This window comes from Streptomyces sp. NPDC048734, from assembly GCF_043198675.1.
Lineage (GTDB): Bacteria > Actinomycetota > Actinomycetes > Streptomycetales > Streptomycetaceae > Streptomyces.
In genome coordinates this window covers 42,765-59,594 of sequence record NZ_JBICUZ010000023.1, presented here as the reverse complement: position 1 = coordinate 59,594, position 16,830 = coordinate 42,765, and the positions used below count along the sequence as shown (strand labels likewise).

The following is a 16,830-nucleotide window of genomic DNA, read 5'->3' as shown; positions in this document are numbered from 1 at the left end:
GAATGGCTGGCACCGAACAGGATCAGGTGAGTGGAAAGCCCCATGTGGTCGTCATCGGGGGTGGCATCGCGGGACTGGCGGCGGCGTTCCAGCTCCGCGACGAGCCGGTCCGGGTGACGGTCCTGGAGGCGTCCTCCCGGCTCGGCGGGAAGCTGTCGGTCTCCGAGGTGGCGGGCGTCGCGGTCGACGAGGGGGCCGAGTCGCTGTACGCCAACCGGCGCAGGACGACCGGGCTGATCGCGGACGCCGGGCTCGGCGAGAAGATCATGTCGGCCGGTGTCACCGCGTCGGCGATCTGGACCGGGGGAGGGATCCGGCAGCAGCCGGACCGTCAGTTCATGGGCGTGCCCTGCGACATGGACGACCTCGCCAGGTCCGGCGTGGTGTCCCCGGAGGGCGTCGAGCGGGCCCGGCAGGACCTGGTGCTCCCCTCGTTCGACCGGGACGGCGACGTCTCGGTCGCGGACTACGTGGGCGGGCGCTTCGGCCAGGAGGTCGTGGACCGCCTGGTCGAACCGTTCCTCGCCGGTGTGTTCGCCGGCCGCGCCGCGGACCTGTCGTTCGAGGCCACGCTGACGCCGCTGGCGAAGGCGGCCCGTTCGCACGTCTCGCTGGCGGACGCGGCGGGCTCGCTGACGCCCGTGCTCGCCGAGGGGCAGAAGCCGCCGCCCGTGCGGGTGGCGACCCTCGACGGCGGGTTCGGCTCGCTGCCCCCCGTGCTCGTGCGCGAGGTGCTGTCGGCGGCGCCCGACGCGTCGGTGCGCACCGACGCCCCGGTGCGGGAGCTGGCCCGCGGCGCGGACGGCTGGCGGGTGACCGTGGGCACGGCCGCCGGCCCGGAGCACATCGAGGCGGACGCCGTGGTCGTCGCCGTTCCGGCCGGTCCCGCGGGCAGGCTGCTCGCCGGGGTCCCCGGAGCCGCCCCGGCCGTCTCGGCGTTCGCCGAGGTGCCGTACTCGAGCGTGGCGGTGGTCACCCTCGCCTATCCCCGCACGGCGTTCCCCGGCGGGCTCTCGGGCCGCGGGTACGCCGCCTACCGGGTGCCCGCGACGGAGGGCAAGGCGGTCAAGGAGGTCACGTTCACCACCGTGAAGTGGCCGCACCTGGCCGGCGAGGTGGAGATCGTCCGCTGCTCGATCGGCCGGTTCGGCGAGGAGGACCTGCTGCGGCGCGACGACGCCGACCTGGTGGCGCTGGCGACCACGGAGCTGGCCGAGGCCACGGGCGTGCGGGGCGTCCCGGTGGCGAGCCGGGTCAGCCGCTGGGAGGACGCCCTGCCGCAGTACACCGTCGGCCACTTCGAGCGGGTGCGGCGGATCCGCGAGACGGTGGCCGCCCAGCCCGGCCTCGCCGTGTGCGGCGCCCTGTACGACGGTGTGGGCGTCGGTGTGTGCATGGCCTCCGCGCGGCAGGCCACCGAGCAGGTCCTGGCCTGGGTGAGGCAGGACGCCGCCGCCCGTTCGGCGGCGGTCGGGGCCTGAACCGGTCCCGCGGAACACCGAAGCGGCCGTGCCCGGTGCCGGGCACGGCCGCTGCTGTTGTGCGCCGCCGGGGTCAGCGGTCCAGCACCGCGGCGAACACCTGCGCCAGGACCTGCTCCGGGTCCTGGCCGCCGTCCGCGCCGCGCCAGGCGACGTGCTGGTCGGGGCGGACCAGGAGCGCGCCGGCGTCGGTGATCCCCCGGACGGCCTCCCAGCCGCCGTCGACGTCGGCGTACTCGCCGCCGGCGCCGATGCGGACCATGCGGACGCGGACGGAGAACTTCTCCGCCACGCGCGCGGCCGCCTCGCACCACGGCGTCCCCTCCGGGCCCGTGATCAGCGTGAAGTCGGTCCTGCCGGTGAGGTCGAGCGTGGACAGGCGCCGGCCGCCGGAGGTGATCCAGGCGTGCGGCAGCCGGTGTCCGGGGCGGGACGTGGGCCGGTGCTCGTTGCGCATGGGGACGCGGGCCGGCGGCTCGCTGCCGTCGGGGAGGAGCGCGCCGTCCTCGTAGTGGAAACCGACCTCCATGTCGAGCGACTGGCACCCCCCGCGGTGGGTGTGGAAGATCTCCAGGGCGCGCGCCCGCACGGTGTCGCCGAGCGGCGAGGGGTCGAAGTACGCCTCGAGCCGCTGCTTGCGGCGCCCCGCCGGGATGTTGTGGCCGGCGCCGACGGCGTCGATGACGGCCTGGTGGTGGACGGCGGCGGAGACCGCCCAGTCGACGTTCTCCCGGCCCACGGGCCGGCGCTCGGCCTCGTAGGTGTCGATCAGGCCGTCGGTCGCGCGGCCGCCGAGCACCGCGGCGAGCTTCCAGGCGAGGTTGTGCGCGTCCTGGATGCCGGTGTTGAGGCCGAGGCCGACGGCGGGGGGCTGGCGGTGCGCGGCGTCGCCGGCGATCAGCACGCGGCCGACCCGGTAGCGGTCGGCGAGGTGCGCGTGCACGATCCAGTCCGTCACCTTGTGCACCGTCACCTCCAGGTCCGGGATGCGCAGCAGCTCGCGGATCCTGGGGACGACGCTCTCGTTGTCCCAGCGTCCGGGCGGGCCGGGGGCGAAGTGCAGGCCCCACTGCTCGCACTCCTTGCCCCAGCGCGGCCCCATCTCGATGAGGTTGCTGGACAGGTCGGGGTCCTCCGGGCTGAGGAAGTGCGTGATGAGCGTGCCCTCCTCCCACCACTGGGACAGGTCGGCGGAGAAGTACACGGTGGTGGTGTTGACCAGTCCGGGCGGGCCCTGCATCTCGATGCCGACCTCGGCTCCGACCATGCGGCCGCCGTCGGCCCCGATGAGGTACTGCGCCGTGACGGTGGTGGTCTCCCCGGTCTCGAGGTCGCGCACCTCGGCGACGACGTGGTCGCCCTCGTCGGAGAAGGAGGTCAGTTCGTGGTGGAACAGGATCCGCCCGGGATTGCGCTCCTCCGCGTGCCTGCGCAGGATCGGCTCCAGCCACATCTGCGGCAGCTTGGCGGGCAGGAGGGGCCCGGCCGCCGCGTAGGTCTCGCGCAGTTCGCCGCCGCCGAAGGCGTCCATCTCGTGGATCAGGCGCCGGTCCAGCGGCCCGTCGCCGGCGAGCGTGGTCTGCCAGCGCACCTTGCCGAACTTCTCCAGCGGCGCCGCCTCGGCGAGCACGTCGTCGGCGACACCGTGCTGCCGGAAGATCTCCATCGTGCGCTGGTTGAGGTAGTGCGCCTTCGGAACCCTCGATGTGTCCGGGTGCCGTTCCACCAGCAGATGATCGACGCCCTGGTCGGACAGGAAGACGGAGGCGGACAGACCGCATCCGCCACCGCCCACGATCAGAACCGGAACCTCGATGGCTCCCATATTCGCCCCTTTAGGATCGACCGATGCCTTGCCAGTCGCAGCCTGGCAAAGCCGTCTTCAGCACCGGTCAAGCACGGCTGGACCGCAGCGGCGCCGGCCGGTCACGCGGGTGGCCGGCCGGCGCGGGCGGGGCGGGGTGCGGCGGGTCAGCCGAGCCAGGCGCCGTCGCGCATGAGGGAGCGTCCGGCCAGCTCGTTCGCCTCCCGCCAGGCCTGGATGCGCCGGGGCCGGATGCGGAAGTACTGGTAGGGCTCGTCGAGCGTGCGCGGATCGAACCCGGTCTTGGCCGCGAAGGCGTCGGCCGACTCCTCGCCCAGCTCGGCGACGTCGACCGGTTCCGCGACGCCGTCGACGATCACGACGTCGCGCGTCGGCCCGAGGCCGAGCCGCACCCGGCCGTCCGCCAGCAGGTTGCGGCCGGTGACCGAGTCGCGGGGCGTGGAGACGAGGATCGCGGTCCCGTCCCAGAGGTAGGACAGCGGGATCAGGTGGACGCCGTGGGCGGCACCCGCGGTGGCCACCCACAGGTCGACGTCGTTCTCCAGTCTCGCCCGAGTGTCCTTCAGCCTTTCCTCAAGTCCGCGCGCGGGTGGCTTCGTCGTCATGCTTCCTCCGTCGGTGTGGGGGGGCAGGTCCCCTCCGGATGGTTCTCGCCGGTCGGCCGGGTGCCGGACACGGTGGCCGCCACGGCCGCCAGCGCCCGGACGGCCGCGCGTACCCCGATCATGTCGTGCGCCCGGTGGGTCACGAAGCGCACGTGTCCGTTCGGCAGCGGCAGGACGCGCACCCCGCGGTCGGCCAGGCGCTCGGCGCACTCGGCGGCGGTGAGTCCGGGCAGCCGCGCCATGACCATGTTGGTCGGCCGCGGCGGGCGCATCACCTCGACGCCGGGCAGCGCGGCGAGCCGGGCGGCGAGCGCGGCGGCCCGCTCGTGGTCGGCGGCCAGGTCGGGCAGGCGGTCGAGCGCCACCAGGGCGGGCGCCGCGAGGACACCCGCCTGGTGCAGGGAGCCGCCCAGCCATCCCCTCAGCTCGCGGGCGCGGTCGACGTACTCGCGTGATCCGCACAGCAGTCCGCCGGCGGGGGCGCCGAGCCCCTTGGAGACGGAGAAGGTGACGCTGTCCGCCGGCCCGGCCAGGTGCGCGGGCGGCACTGCGAGCGCCACGGCCGCGTTCGCGAGCCGGGCGCCGTCGAGGTGGAGGTGCGCGCCGTGCCGGTGGGCCAGCTCGGCCACGGCGCGCGTCGCCTCGGCGTCCAGGGCGTTGCCGGAGCACATCATGCTGGTGTTCTCCACGCAGACCACGGTCGGCGGGTCCGCCCGGGTGGCGAGCAACGCGGCCAGGGCGTCGGGGTCGGGCAGGCCGTCGGTGCTCCGGCGCACCGGCAGCAGCTCGATTCCGCCGAAGCGGCGCAGCCCGTCCGCCTCCAGGAACGCCATGTGGGTGTCCGCCCCGGCGATCACGCGCGGGGCGGGCGATCCGGGCGGGCCGGACGCGGCGAGCGGGGCGAGCAGGTTGGCCATCGTGCCGGTGGGCGTGAACAGCGCGGCCTCGGTGCCGAGCAGGCCGGCGACCCGCTCCTCCAGGAGGGCGACCGTCGGGTCGTCGCCGTACACGTCGTCGCCGACCTCCGCCTCGGCCATCGCCCGGCGCATCCGCGCGTCCGGCACGGTGCGGGTGTCGCTGCGGAAGTCCAGGTGCGGGGAGCCGGTGCGCGCCACGGCTCTACCGCCCCGGCCGGTGGGCCACCCAGACGGCACGGGGCCTGGTGTAGCCCTCCACCGCGTGCAGGCCCAGCTCCCGGCCGTATCCGGACTGGCCGAGGCCCCCGACGCTGACCGTCTCCTCGGTGTCGCCCCAGGTGTTGACCCACACCATGCCGGCGCGCAGGGTCCGGGCGAAGCGCTCGGCGCGGTGGGCGTCGGAGGTCCACACCGACGCCGACAGACCGTACGCGGTGTCGTGCGCGAGGGCCAGGGCCTCGTCGTCGGCGCCGAACGGCACGACGGACAGCACCGGCGCGAAGATCTCCTCCCGCCAGGCGCGGCTGTCGAGGGGCGCCCGGTCGACGATCGCCGGGTGGACGAAGAACCCGCCGTCGAGGTCGTGCAGGACCGAGGAGCGGCCGGGCGGGAGGATCACCCGCGCACCGCGCGCCGCAGCCTGCGCGACCACCTCGGCCGTGCGGTCGGCGGCCGCCCGGCTGATCAGCGGACCGAGGTCGGTGCCGGGGTCGGCGGGCCGGCCGACCTTCAGGGCGGCCGCCAGTTCGGCCACGCGGCCGACGAACTCCTCGTGCACGGCCCGGTCCACGATCAGGCGTGAGCCGGCCACGCACACCTGGCCGGTGTTGCCGGTGAAGCCGGTGACGACGGCCCGCGCGGCCGCGTCGAGGTCGGCGTCGCGGAAGACGACGACGGGGCTCTTGCCGCCGAGTTCGAGGGAGACCGGCTTGAGGCCGTCCGCGCAGCGCCGCGCGACCTCGCGCCCGGCCGCCGTCGAGCCGGTGAAGGTGACCATGCCGACGGCCGGCTGGTCGCACAGCAGCCGGCCGGTCGCGGCGCCGCCGTGGACGGCGGTGAGCACGCCGTCGGGGAGCACCTCGCCGGCGCGGCCGACCAGGCGGCGGAGCGACAGCGGTGTCTCGGGCGCCGGTTTGACGACGACGGTGTTGCCGTGGGCGAGCGCGGCGGCGATCTTCCAGACGGCCAGCAGGAGCGGGTAGTTGTTCGGGGCGATGGCCGCGCACACCCCGACCGGCACCCGGTCGGTGTAGGTGCGCATGCCGGGGCCGGCCGGATGGGTCTCCCCCACCGGGTACCGGGCCGCCGCCGCGAACCAGTCGACCACCCCGGCGGCGAAGTCGACCTCTCCCAGGGCGCGGGCGGTGGGCTTGCCCGTGCTCAGCCGCTCCAGCGCCGCGAGTTCGTCGCGGTCCTCGCGCAGCAGGTCGCCCAGTTCGCGCAGCAGGCGCGAGCGGTGGGCCGGGGAGGTGTCGGCCCAGATCTCGTGGAACGCCGTCCCGGCCCGGGCCACGGCGGCGGCGACACCGGACGCGTCGGTGTCGGGCACGTGGGTGACGGTGCGGCCGGTGGCGGGGTCGAGGACCGCACGGCCCGCCGCGGTCACCCCAGCACCGCCGCGTTGCCGGCGAGCCGGAGCCCGCGGTCGATCGCGTCGGCCAGGCCGTGGAACGCCTCCGGGCCGAGCCCCGCCCCCGCGCTGCCGAGCAGTCTGAGGTCGTACCCGTCGGGGTGCTGCCACCAGGCGTCGCAGGCCCCGAACTCGGCGCTGGAGTAACCGAGGTGGAGCGGGCGGCCGCCGAGGTCGCGGATCTCGGCGGTGGCGGGGTGCTTGTCCCGCTGCGGCGGGAACGCGAGCCGGCCGCCGCCGGTGCGCTGCGCCGTCAGGCGCAGCTCGCCGCCGAAGGGCGAGGAGTAGACGACGTCCAGTTCGGCGACGGCGCCGCCGTCGCCGAAGACGGCGGCGCTCTCGGCCCGGAACTCCCCGGCCGTCACCGGCACTCCCTGGGCGGTGAGGAAGTCCACGACCTCCCCGGACGGGACCCAGTCGCCCTCGTGTGCGCGCCCGCGCCGGTGGAAGTGGAAGACGCCGGTGGGCACCGACACCATGTCGGCCGGGTGCCTGGCCCAGTAGCTCAGTTCGGCGAACGGGGTGGCCAGCACCCGCGGTACGGCGTCCGGTACGGCCGGGCGCAGCGCGGCGAACAGCGCGACGAGCTCGTCGTCGGTGAACTCGCCCTCCAGCACGGAGAGTTCGACCGTGGTGCGGGCCAGCCGGGCGCTCGCGGCCCGGTGGCCCAGGTAGTCGGTGCCGAGCCAGACCACGCGGCCCCCGCCGATCCCGGCCGGCCGGGTCTCGCTGCCCCACAGACAGGGGTGGTCGGCGGCCGGGAACGCCCAGTCGTACAGGAACTGCTTCAGGCGCAGCCGCCGTCCCCCGCCGGAGATCTCGGTGCGGTAGCCGGCGGGGTTGGCGTCGCTCCACGGGGTGCGGCCCTCGGCCTCCACCCGGCCGGGGGGCGCCTCGCGGCGCAGTGTTCCGACGGCGGTGTCGCATCCCTCGGGCAGCCGGGACGGCCGCCACAGCACGAAGTTGCACCAGCCCTGGGCGCGCGTCTCCTCGATCGCCGGGGGCACCCGGTCAAGATCGGCCGCGCGGTCCAGGGCCTGCCAGCGCCACAGGGGTGGGGGACTGCTCACCATGACTCCTCGGGTCGGTGCGAAGCTCCGCGAGGTGACCGAGCCAGGCGGAGGTCGAAGCAAGGAACATCCATTCGCCGACGCCCAGTTCGGCGCGGAGCCCGGCCGGCAGCGGCGGCAGGCCGAAGGGGGTGCCGAACTCGTCGGCGAGGTCGGTCAGCCGGCGGACGTAACGGGGGTCGGTGGGGGTCGGGAAGCCCTGTTTGGGGCGGTGGCGCACCGAGTCGGGCAGCAGGTCGGCGAGCGCCTCCTTGAGCAGTGCCTTGTGGCTGGTGCCCGGCTCGCCGGAGTCCTTGAGGTGCTCCGGGCAGCGGAAGGCCAGCTCGGCGAGGGCGACGTCCTGGAAGACGGGCCGGTCCTCCAGGGTGAAGGTCGCCGACGTGGCGTCGACCATGTCGTTGACGTAGACCAGGAAGCGCCGCAGCAGGTGGTGGCGGCCGCGTTTGAGCGGGGAGGCCGTCTTGATCGCCCGGTACTCGTCCATGGTGCGCTCCCACACCAGGTCGGTGACGGCCGTCATGTCGACGCCGAGTTCCCGCGCCATCCAGCTCACCAGCCGTGCCCAGACGGGCCGTTCGTCGGAGTACAGCTGGTGCGTCAGGTAGTGGCGCCCGTGGATGAAGGTGGGCGCGTAGGGGTCGACGACCGGGAAGTAGCGGCCGGACTGGTAGCCCCACAGCTCGTCGGCGCCGTGACCGGAGTAGACGACCACGTTGCGGTCGCGGGAGATGGCGCCGTAGAGGTGGTGCATGGCCAGCTCGGCGCCGTGCAGCAGCGGCCGCATCAGCCGGGTGGGCAGGACGGGCACCAGTTCGGCGGCGCGGTGGCGGTCCAGGTCGCACACGGTCAGCGGCACGCCGAGACGCTCGGCGGCCTCGGCGGCGTGCACCACGTCGTCGCCCGAGCCGCCGATGCCGTCCTGGTAGCGCAGGACGTACCCCTCCACGGGCACGCCCAGCGCGGTCAGGGCCGCCACGGCCGCCGTGCTGTCGACGCCGCCGCTGAGCACCGCCGCCCGCGGGACGTCGGACACGGCCCGCTCGGCGACCGCCCGGTCGAAGGCGGCCCGGATCTCCTCGGCGCTCACCAGGCCGTCCACCGGCGTGGGCCGCCAGTAGCGGTGGGTGCTGGTGCCGGGGCGGTCGACCGACAGGTACTCGGCGGGCTGCAGGGCCCGCACGCCGCGCAGCCAGGTGTGGTCGTCGGCCGCGTCCATCCGGATCCAGGAGCGCAGGACGTACTCCTCGGGGTCCACCTCGGGGGTCACCAGGCCGGTGCGCAGGAGCACTCCCGGCTCGGAGGCGAAGAGGATCCCGCCGTGGGCGAAGGCGTAGAACAGCGGTTTGACGCCGAAGTGGTCGCGGGCGAGCACCACGCGGCCGGTCCAGGTGTCGTGCCAGGCGAGGGCGAACATGCCCGACAGCGGCCGCAGCGCGGCCGCGGGGTCGTCCTCGCGGCACACCTGCTGCAGGACGAACTCGGTGTCGCAGGCGGTGCGGCGGGGCCACAGCGGCGCGGCGGGCGAACGGGAGCCGTAGACCTCGCCGTTGTGCACCAGGACGATCCGTCCGGTGGGGTCGGTCATCGGCTGGTCGCCCGCCTCGGTGCGGTCGCGGACCGCCAGGCGCGTCGCGCACAGCATGACGGTGCCGCAGGCCGAGACGTACGGGGCGCGGGCCGCCTCGCCGCGGTGCGCCATGGCGCCGGTCATCGTGCGGCCGAGCGCGTCCATCCAGTCGGTGTCCCGGCGTCCCTCGAAGCTGACGAAACCCGCTATGCCGCACATGCGCCGGCCTCCGTCCCGCTCCACACCCGCCACAGCTGCGCCAGGGCCTCGGTGAACACGTGCTCGATGCCGTGGTGTCCGCCCTCGTGCTCGCGGTAGGCGTGCGGGACGCCGTGCGCGTCGAGGGCGGCGTGCAGCGCGCGGACGCCCCAGTGCATGCCGTAGTCGTCGCGTTCGCCGACGCTGAGGTGGAGCAGCCCGAGGCCGGCGAGCCGGCCGGCGTGGGCGGGCAGCATCCGCACCGGGTCGTGGCGCAGCCACCGCTGCCACACCTCGTCGCGGAACAGGCCGGTGACGGGGTCGCACGGCAACGCGTCGGAGGGCGTGGTCCCGGGGGCGTCGGCGTAGCACATGCCCATCGCGACGATGCTCATCGCCACCATGAACGGCACGTCGTGCGGGCCGGTGCCGCGGCGGGCCAGCAGTTCCCCGACGCCGCCGGCCGCCCGGACGGTGTCCAGCGCGGCGGGCAGCAGCGGCAGGTAGCAGTGCTCGAACCCGGCGTCGGGCGAGAAGGCGAGCACCGCCGAGAACAGCTCGGACGTCATGCCGGCGACCAGCGCGCCGTAACCGCCGCTGGACTTGCCCGCGACGGCGCGTCCGGCGGGCTCCGGCAGGGTCGCGAACCGCCGGTCCACCTCGGCGACGACCTCGGCGAGGTGGCCGGCGTAGCGGCCGCAGGCGGCGGAGTCGATGTACTGCGAGCCGCCGTAGGCGGTCGTGGAGTCGGGCACGACGAGCAGGGCGGGCGGCACCCGGCCGTCCGCCATCGCCCGGCCGAGCCGGTCGGCGACGGAGCCGCCGAAGGCGAGCGGCCGGTGGGTGAGGCTGGGGTGGGCGCCGAAGCCCGGCAGCCAGTACACCACCGGGTACCGCCGGACGCCGTCGTACCCCGGCGGGAGGTGCACCTCGACGCGGCGGCGGTGCGGGTCGCCCAGCGGGTTGCCGCGCAGGCAGGCGCTCTCGTGGTCGAGCACGACCGGTTCGCTCATGGCCTGCTCTCCTCCCGCACCGCGCGCTCCACGTGGCGGGTGTAGAACGACGGGTGGTGGAAGACCGCGGAGAGCAGCACGCCGTCGCTGGCCCACAGTCCGAAGGAGCTGCCGAACAGCAGGTCGGCGTCGAGCATCGCCTCGAGCGTGGAGGCCGCGATCTCGGTCCAGCCCTCGCCGCCGGCGAGGTGGTCGCGGGCCGGTCCCGGGCCGAGCCGCGTGACCCGGCCGGCCACCGGGTCGAGCAGGAAGGACGTCTCGCCGCCGTCGTCCTCGTACAGCGAGACGACGTGGCGGCCGGCGCCGTGGTCCAGCGCCCGGTACCAGTAGTCGGTCGCGACCAGCCGGTCCAGCAGCTCGCGCAGCATGTCCTCGGCGTCGCGGGTCTGACGGCCGTAGCGGTCGGCGGAGGCGTCGAACGGCGGCACGGGGGTGTCCGGGTCGAGCGTCACCGCGGCGTAGACCTCGTCGAAGTCGTACGCGCCGGGTGCCACCGGCCCGTCGGCCGGGACGGCCTTGCCGTCCTTGACCTCGATCACCTGGCCCGGGCCCCACAGCAGGCCGTCGCGGCCCAGCTCGTCCAGGCGGCGCAGTGCCTGGGCCGGGGTGAAGGGGAAGATCGTGCGGTTGCACCAGTCGTAGTCGCGTTCGCCGTCGCCGCTGATGCGCCAGCCGAACGAGGAGGGCACGGTCACGGCCGCGGGGATCGCGTCGACGTACCGGTCGAAGTTGGCGACGGCGCGGGCGCGCGCCGCGTCCGGGTCGGTCAGCGGGCGGCGTTCGGTGAGCACGCCGGGCGGCGAGATGCTGTGCGCGGGGACGAACAGGGCGTCCGGCCTCGGCGCGTCGGGACGACGGAAGGCCGCCACGGTGTCCTCGTGCAGGAGCGCGTCGCCGCACAGCATGACGGCCGCGTCGTCGGTCTGCACCAGCACGCTCATCTCGGGGAAGGACACGGCCGAGGGGAACGTCCGCAGGGTCGCCCCGCCCAGGGTGATCGTGTCGCCCGGCGTCACCGGCTGCAGGTTCTCGTAGCCGAAGCGGCGCAGTGTCCAGGCGATCGCCTGGTGGCCGAGCCCGGACGCGGTCAGCTGCGGCGGCACGGGACCGGCGGGGTAGATGCAGGTGACCCCGGAGCTCTGGCGCGGACTGTCGTCGAAGTCCACGTCGGCGCCGTCGACCAGGCGCAGCAGCGAGGGGAAGTGGTGGTGGTCGAAGTGGTGGTGGCTGAGCACCACGTAGTCGATCCCGTCGTCGAGCACCTCGCGCACCAGCCGGTCCGGCAGCGCCGGGTGGTGCTCCCAGAAGCGGTCCAGGCGCTGGGTGAGCCACGGGTCGAAGAGGATGCGCTCCGTCCCCGTGTCGACGAGGACGGCCGCGTGGCCGAGGGAGGTCAGTCGCATCAGTCACTCGTCCCGTACACGCAGCGGAAGCCGACCTCGTTGTGCCGGTCGGTGATCAGGTCCTTGCCCCGGTAGAACGTGGTCAGGCAGGACGGCGGGGAGGTCCAGGTGCCGCCGCGCAGCACGTGGAAGGCCTCCTTGCGGTTCATGAAGTCCAGCGGGTGCCGACCCTTGAAGAAGGGGTCCATGTCGTCGCCGGTGTAGAAGTTGGTCCGCGTCAGCTCCCAGACGTTGCCCGACATCTGCAGGGCGCCGTAGGGGCTGGCGCCCTGCGGGAGGGCGTCGGCGGGCAGCACCGGGTGGGCGGGGTTGTCGCCCTGCTCGATGGTGACCAGCAGCGCCTCCAGGGAGTCGAGGTCGGCCACCTCCTCGCCGAAGGACCGCTCCACGTAGTTCACCCGGTCCGGGTCCCACTGCTCGCCCCACGGGTAGCGGCGGCCGTCCGCGCCGCGCGCGGCCTTCTCCCACTGGACCTCGCTGGGCAGCGAGCCGCCGGCCCACTTCGCGAAGGCGTACGCGTCGTACCAGTCGACGCCGACGACCGGCAGGTCGGGCGCGTTGAAGCGCGGGTCGTGCCAGTGCGCCGGGCGGTGCGAGCGCTCCAGCGGCTGGTCCGGGTGGTCGAACTCGCCGGAGTCACCGGCCTCGTCGAGGAACTCGCGGTAGCGCGCGTTGGTCACGGTGGTCCGGTCGATGAGGAACGCGGGGACGTCCACGGCGCGCAGCGTGCTGTCGTCCTGCGCCATGCGGAAGGCGTCGGGCTCCTCCTCGGCGCCGATGATCGCCGGGCCGCCCGGCACCAGGACGACGTCGGTGTTGCGCCGGGGGCGCTTGCGCGCGGCCTCGATCCGCGCCCGCATGTCCGAGAAGTACTCGTCCTCCAGGCGGCGCAGTTCGGCCGGGTCGCGGGTGCCGAAGACCGCGATGAGGGCCCGTTTGGTGAGCGCCGCGCCGCAGCCGACGGGCTTGCGCGTCCAGTCGGGGCGGGTGAAGTTGCTGGGCCAGCCGGAGATGCGGATGAGGTCGGGGACGGCGGCGGCGATCCGGTGCTCCGCGATGACCTTCAGCGCCGTGAAGGCGACCCAGTCGACGGTGTCGTGGGTGGCGGCGGCCACGGCGGCGTCGGCGGCCGGATCGCCCGCGTGGTGCCTGGCCAGCAGCCGTACCGCGCCGGCCCGCACCGGCCACTCGGGATGGGTGACCGCGACAGACGCCAGCAGCGGTATCCCGTCGGCGGCCCGCCCCCGGTCCTCGGCCAGCGCGACGACGCGTTCCACCGACGCCCAGTAGCGCTCGTCGGTGGAGTCGTCGGTCACCAGCAGTTCGGCGGGAATGTCGATGACTTCTGAAACGCGATTGCCTACCATCTCAGCCTCTCTCGGACGACGCGCCGCCCGTACGGATTCGATTCCATACGGGCGGCGCGTTTCGCTGGTCAGCGGATTACCACTTGCTGGTCTCCTGCTCAGCGTCACGGGTGTCGATGAAGTCGCGGTCGCTCATTTGTCACTCCCTCCGCCGTATCGAGTTGTCGCGGGCCGGATCGGCCGCACGGCCCGGAATCATACGGAGAACGCGGAAGGCGGGGCAACGGCCTTGATACGCGGACGTTGAACATGAACATTTCCGTGATATGCGCGGGTCGGTTCGCGACGATCCGGGGCGAGGAAAGGGAGAGGGAGAGAAGAATGGGCGACACGCATTACCGTGAAGTGCGGGAAAAGGGATTCGTGCGGCTCCCCGGGCTGGCGGCGGGCGAGGCGCTCGCTCGGTTGCGGAGCGCGGTGGCCGACCTGGAGGAGCTCGCCCGCGACCGCACGGTCTCCAGCGGCGACTTCGTCCTGGAGGCGCCCGGCATCGGCGGCTGGGCGGCCTGGCAGCAGGGCGCCCGGGCCCTCCCGGGGGTGCTGCGGTCGGCCGACCGCATCCACGAGCACGTTCCCGGGTTCGAGGCCGTACAGCGGTCGCTGGACCTGGCCGGCGGGCCGGTCGCGGGGGCGGCCGGGAGCCCGGGCACGCTGGTCAACGCGTTCCTGTGGGCCAAGCCGCCCGTGGTGGGGTCGGCCAAGCCCTGGCATCAGGACATGGCCTTCGCGCCGCCCTCGTTCGGTGCCGAGGAGCACGGCATCGTGACGATCTGGATCGCGCTGGAGCCGGCCACCGTGCGCAACGGCTGCCTGGAGTTCATCCCCGGCTCCCATCTGCTCGGGCTGTTCCCGCACACCGGGGACCGCGAGCGCCTGCCGGGCGAGCCGCCGCGGGCGGGCGCGGTGGAGCCGCACGTCGCGGACGAGCACCTGCCGCGCACGGCCGACCCGGTCGCCGTACCCCTCGATCCCGGTTCGGCCGTCATGTTCGACGGCATGGTGCTGCACCGCTCGGCGCCCAACACGACGACGGCGGAGCCGCGCACGGCCGTCAGCTTCGTCTACCGGGTGCCGCGGCCGTCGTGGACCCGGACGGAGCCGGCCGCCGTCGCCCGGATGTGACGTTCGACTGCGGCAGGTCCGCGGTCGAACGCGGGCGTCAGGAGCCCGCCGCGCCGTCGAGGCCGTAGAACGCGGCACCGTCGAGGTGGCGGATCGTGTTCAGGTCGCGCTGCACGACCTCCTCCAGGTCGTGCAGCAGCGTCACGACGAGCGGATAGGTGAGGTCGTCGACCGTACGGTCGATCTCCTGACCCGGTTTCACCAGCGGGATCAGGCTGTGGAAGCTCTCCAGCCGCTCGATCTCCTCGATGCCCCGGTACTCGCTGAGCACGCCCTTCACCGGCGAGACCATGCCGACGATCGCGGTGTGGCGCCGCACCCGGTACGGGGTTCCGGCGCGGGCGTGGAACCGCTCGGGCCGCAGGTAGGCGTCGACGGTCCACTCCAGCTGCGACTCGCCGATGGCGAGGCCGGCGCAGGCCGGGATGCCGCCGCCGGCGATCCGGGCGCCGACCTCGACCAGGCACGGCCCGTGCGGGGTCATCCTGATCTCCAGGTGTGCCGGGCCGTGGCGGATGCCGAGGGCGTCGAGCACCTGGAACGCGTAGTCGCGCAGGGGCGCCACGACACGGCTCTCCGACTCGATCAGCGACAGGGCGTCGCAGAGGTCGACGACCCCGTTCGCGCTGAGGCGGCCGGTCCGCCAGACGTCGCACAGGTGGTGACGGCCGTCGCGGCTGACGGTGTTCACCATGTACTCGGTGCCCGGCAGGTACTCCTGCGCCACGGCCCCCCTGTTGGGCCGGGAGAAGACGTCGTCGGCGTCGGCGAGGGAACGGAAGGCCGCCACCGACTCCTCCGGGGTGTCGCAGAAGAAGACGCCCTGGCTGCCCGCGCTGCGCGGCGGTTTGACGACGACGCGTCCGCCCAGGTCGCGGTGGAAGGCGGCGAGTTCGTCCGCGTCGGTGGCGCGCAGCTGCCGGGCCGCGCGAAGTCCCGCGGCGCGTACGGCCTCGACCATGAGATGCTTGTCGCGCCGCGCGGCGCTGAGGGCGGTGCCGTTGCCCGGCAGGCCGAGCCGCTCCGCGAGCAGGTCCGCGAACTCCACCCCGCTCTCCCCGCCCGTTATCACCGCGACCGGCGCGAACGCCCTGACGGCCTCGACCGTGGCTTCCAGGTCGCCGTCGTGGACGATGTCGGCGACGAAATCCTCGGGGACGAACGGCGACGCCCGGTAGACGTAAGGCACTTCACGGGTGCTCTGCACACGGACAAGGGAACATCCCTGTTCCAGGAATGTCAGAACGAGTGAGCGGACCGCGGCGTAGGCGTCGACCATCACGATGCAGGGGCGGCCCTCGATAGCTGCTGTCATGTGTTCAAAGTAGAGAGGGCCGTCCCTCGCCGAAAGACGTTCAACTCTGAGATCCTCCCCCCTCGGAGGAATACCTGATGACGTCTTTTCCCACGGGGTTCCGGTCGCCGCACTGCACTCCGGCATTGCTGTTCGTCAATACGTTCGGCAGTTTCCTGGTGCTGGTGAGCCTTTCCACGCTCGTGGGGTCGGCCACCGGGTCGGGGCTGCTCGCCGCGGCCGTGCTGAGCGCGCCGTGGCTGCCCGCGCTGCTGCTGGCCGGGCCGCTCAACCGGCTGCTCGGCCGGCGCGCCCCGGAACGGCTCGTCCGGCTGGCCGAGGCGGCGAGCCTGGCGCTGACCGCGGCCACGCTCCTGACGCCGGAACGCGCCCTGCTCGCGGTCGCCGCCGTACTGCTCCTGGTCCGTGGGTTCTTCGAGGCGGTCACCCGCTCGGCCACCGCGCTCGTGCTGCGCGACACGGTGCCGCCGCGGCGGCTGGACCGGGCCAACACCGTGGCCGAGATCGGCAAGCTGACCGGCCTCAGCGTCGGCGCGGCGCTGGCCGGTCCGGCCTCGGCGGTGCTGTCGCTGCGCGGCCTGATCGCGGTGAACGCGGCGACGCTGGTGCTCAGCGCGCTGCTCGCCCGGGCGCTGCCGTCCGCGCCGGAGCAGGCCGCCGAGGCCGCCCCGGACGGTGCCGAGGCCTCCCCGGACGGTGCCGGGGCCACGGCCGCCGCCCGCCCGCGCGTCGACGACCCGGTGCTGCGCAGGCTGTTCGCGCGTTTCCTGCTGGTGTCCTTCTGGCAGGGCTTCCACACGGTGGCCGTCACCGTCGTCCCCGTCCAGGTGCTGGGCGGCGGCACCCGCCTGGTGGGGGTGTTCGTCGCCGTCTCCTCGGTGGCCCTGTTCGCCGGCTCGCTCGCCGCCCTGCCGGTCCAGCGCCACCTCTCCCGCGTGCCCTCGGCCGTCTGGGCGGTGCTTCCCATGCCGCCCCTGCTGGCGGCGCTGCTGGCCGGCCGCACCGTGCCGACGCTCGTGCTGTACGCGCTCTTCCTGATCCTCTTCGAGGTGGCCTACCTCCACTACAACAACCGGCTCCTGGCCACGGCCTCCGCCGCCGACCTGCCGTCGGTGGTGACGCTCCGCGCCACCCTGCTCCCCTCGGGCGTGGCGGTCTCCATCCTGGCGCTGGGCGCGCTCTGCGACCTGGTGGGTCCGCTGTCCACCGCCTCCGTGGTGGCCGTGGTCACCGTCCTCGTCACCGCCTCGACCGGAACCACCGGGCACGCCTGGAGAAGACGCGTGCGGGACGCCTGACCAGGATGGGGAGGGCGGC

Annotated in this window: 13 protein-coding genes; 3 read left to right on the top strand and 10 right to left on the bottom strand. The window is 74.2% G+C overall.

The window, feature by feature from the left end; genetic code table 11:
• Positions 1 to 2: 2 nt before the first annotated feature.
• Positions 3 to 1,481 (top strand): protoporphyrinogen oxidase, encoded by a 1,479-nt coding sequence (gene hemG, locus ACGFQC_RS34215; protein ID WP_363092555.1) that lies wholly within the window; start codon positions 3 to 5, stop codon positions 1,479 to 1,481.
• Positions 1,482 to 1,554: 73 nt separating this feature from the next.
• On the opposite strand, the gene ACGFQC_RS34210 is transcribed toward hemG, so the two are convergent.
• The 9 genes from ACGFQC_RS34210 to ACGFQC_RS34170 form a co-directional block, all read right to left on the bottom strand.
• A complete protein-coding gene (locus ACGFQC_RS34210; RefSeq protein ID WP_363092554.1) occupies positions 1,555 to 3,306 on the bottom strand; it encodes an FAD-dependent monooxygenase in 1,752 nt (583 codons plus the stop codon).
• Between the two features lie 146 nt (positions 3,307 to 3,452).
• A complete protein-coding gene (locus tag ACGFQC_RS34205; RefSeq protein WP_363092553.1) occupies positions 3,453 to 3,911 on the bottom strand; it encodes a pyridoxamine 5'-phosphate oxidase family protein in 459 nt (152 codons plus the stop codon).
• Complete coding sequence (locus ACGFQC_RS34200) at positions 3,908 to 5,026, bottom strand: GntG family PLP-dependent aldolase (RefSeq protein WP_363092552.1); 1,119 nt, start codon at positions 5,024 to 5,026, stop codon at positions 3,908 to 3,910. The genes ACGFQC_RS34205 and ACGFQC_RS34200 overlap by 4 nt, the downstream gene beginning before the upstream one ends.
• 4 nt (positions 5,027 to 5,030) lie before the next feature.
• Complete coding sequence (locus ACGFQC_RS34195; RefSeq protein WP_363092551.1) at positions 5,031 to 6,434, bottom strand: aldehyde dehydrogenase family protein; 1,404 nt, start codon at positions 6,432 to 6,434, stop codon at positions 5,031 to 5,033.
• Positions 6,431 to 7,531, bottom strand: coding sequence for a hypothetical protein (locus ACGFQC_RS34190; protein WP_393289084.1), 1,101 nt, complete (start codon positions 7,529 to 7,531; stop codon positions 6,431 to 6,433). The genes ACGFQC_RS34195 and ACGFQC_RS34190 overlap by 4 nt, the downstream gene beginning before the upstream one ends.
• Positions 7,470 to 9,314, bottom strand: a complete 1,845-nt coding sequence (locus ACGFQC_RS34185; protein ID WP_363092549.1) for an asparagine synthase-related protein — start codon at positions 9,312 to 9,314, stop codon at positions 7,470 to 7,472. The genes ACGFQC_RS34190 and ACGFQC_RS34185 overlap by 62 nt, the downstream gene beginning before the upstream one ends.
• Positions 9,302 to 10,306 (bottom strand): alpha/beta hydrolase-fold protein, encoded by a 1,005-nt coding sequence (locus ACGFQC_RS34180; protein ID WP_363092548.1) that lies wholly within the window; start codon positions 10,304 to 10,306, stop codon positions 9,302 to 9,304. The genes ACGFQC_RS34185 and ACGFQC_RS34180 overlap by 13 nt, the downstream gene beginning before the upstream one ends.
• Positions 10,303 to 11,709 (bottom strand): MBL fold metallo-hydrolase, encoded by a 1,407-nt coding sequence (locus ACGFQC_RS34175; RefSeq protein ID WP_363092547.1) that lies wholly within the window; start codon positions 11,707 to 11,709, stop codon positions 10,303 to 10,305. The genes ACGFQC_RS34180 and ACGFQC_RS34175 overlap by 4 nt, the downstream gene beginning before the upstream one ends.
• Complete coding sequence (locus ACGFQC_RS34170; protein WP_363092546.1) at positions 11,709 to 13,076, bottom strand: SUMF1/EgtB/PvdO family nonheme iron enzyme; 1,368 nt, start codon at positions 13,074 to 13,076, stop codon at positions 11,709 to 11,711. Before ACGFQC_RS34170 ends, ACGFQC_RS34175 begins: the two co-directional genes overlap by 1 nt.
• A gap of 321 nt (positions 13,077 to 13,397) precedes the next feature.
• On the opposite strand from ACGFQC_RS34170, the gene ACGFQC_RS34165 reads away from it, so the two are divergent.
• Positions 13,398 to 14,198 carry a phytanoyl-CoA dioxygenase family protein gene (locus ACGFQC_RS34165; protein WP_363092545.1) on the top strand — a complete coding sequence of 267 codons (801 nt, stop codon included), beginning with the start codon at positions 13,398 to 13,400 and terminating at the stop codon, positions 14,196 to 14,198.
• A 37-nt stretch (positions 14,199 to 14,235) separates the two neighbouring features.
• Here the strand turns inward: ACGFQC_RS34165 and ACGFQC_RS34160 are convergent, their stop codons facing one another.
• Positions 14,236 to 15,513, bottom strand: a complete 1,278-nt coding sequence (locus ACGFQC_RS34160) for an ATP-grasp domain-containing protein (protein WP_363092544.1) — start codon at positions 15,511 to 15,513, stop codon at positions 14,236 to 14,238.
• Positions 15,514 to 15,590: 77 nt separating this feature from the next.
• Here ACGFQC_RS34160 and ACGFQC_RS34155 point away from each other — a divergent pair, with 77 nt between their 5' ends.
• Positions 15,591 to 16,811: an MFS transporter gene (locus ACGFQC_RS34155; protein WP_363092543.1), complete on the top strand. Its 1,221-nt coding sequence runs from the start codon at positions 15,591 to 15,593 to the stop codon at positions 16,809 to 16,811.
• The last annotated feature ends 19 nt before the right edge of the window (positions 16,812 to 16,830 follow it).

Bases quoted from the DNA above. Each gene is read 5' to 3' on its own strand.
- ACGFQC_RS34210 (WP_363092554.1), bottom strand. From the start codon at position 3,306: ATGGGAGCCATCGAGGTTCCGGTTCTGATCGTGGGCGGTGGCGGATGC.
- ACGFQC_RS34170 (WP_363092546.1), bottom strand. From the start codon at position 13,076: ATGGTAGGCAATCGCGTTTCAGAAGTCATCGACATTCCCGCCGAACTG.
- hemG (WP_363092555.1), top strand. From the start codon at position 3: ATGGCTGGCACCGAACAGGATCAGGTGAGTGGAAAGCCCCATGTGGTC.
- ACGFQC_RS34155 (WP_363092543.1), top strand. From the start codon at position 15,591: ATGACGTCTTTTCCCACGGGGTTCCGGTCGCCGCACTGCACTCCGGCA.
- ACGFQC_RS34185 (WP_363092549.1), bottom strand. From the start codon at position 9,314: ATGTGCGGCATAGCGGGTTTCGTCAGCTTCGAGGGACGCCGGGACACC.
- ACGFQC_RS34180 (WP_363092548.1), bottom strand. From the start codon at position 10,306: ATGAGCGAACCGGTCGTGCTCGACCACGAGAGCGCCTGCCTGCGCGGC.
- ACGFQC_RS34160 (WP_363092544.1), bottom strand. From the start codon at position 15,513: ATGACAGCAGCTATCGAGGGCCGCCCCTGCATCGTGATGGTCGACGCC.
- ACGFQC_RS34190 (WP_393289084.1), bottom strand. From the start codon at position 7,531: ATGGTGAGCAGTCCCCCACCCCTGTGGCGCTGGCAGGCCCTGGACCGC.
- ACGFQC_RS34205 (WP_363092553.1), bottom strand. From the start codon at position 3,911: ATGACGACGAAGCCACCCGCGCGCGGACTTGAGGAAAGGCTGAAGGAC.
- ACGFQC_RS34165 (WP_363092545.1), top strand. From the start codon at position 13,398: ATGGGCGACACGCATTACCGTGAAGTGCGGGAAAAGGGATTCGTGCGG.
- ACGFQC_RS34175 (WP_363092547.1), bottom strand. From the start codon at position 11,709: ATGCGACTGACCTCCCTCGGCCACGCGGCCGTCCTCGTCGACACGGGG.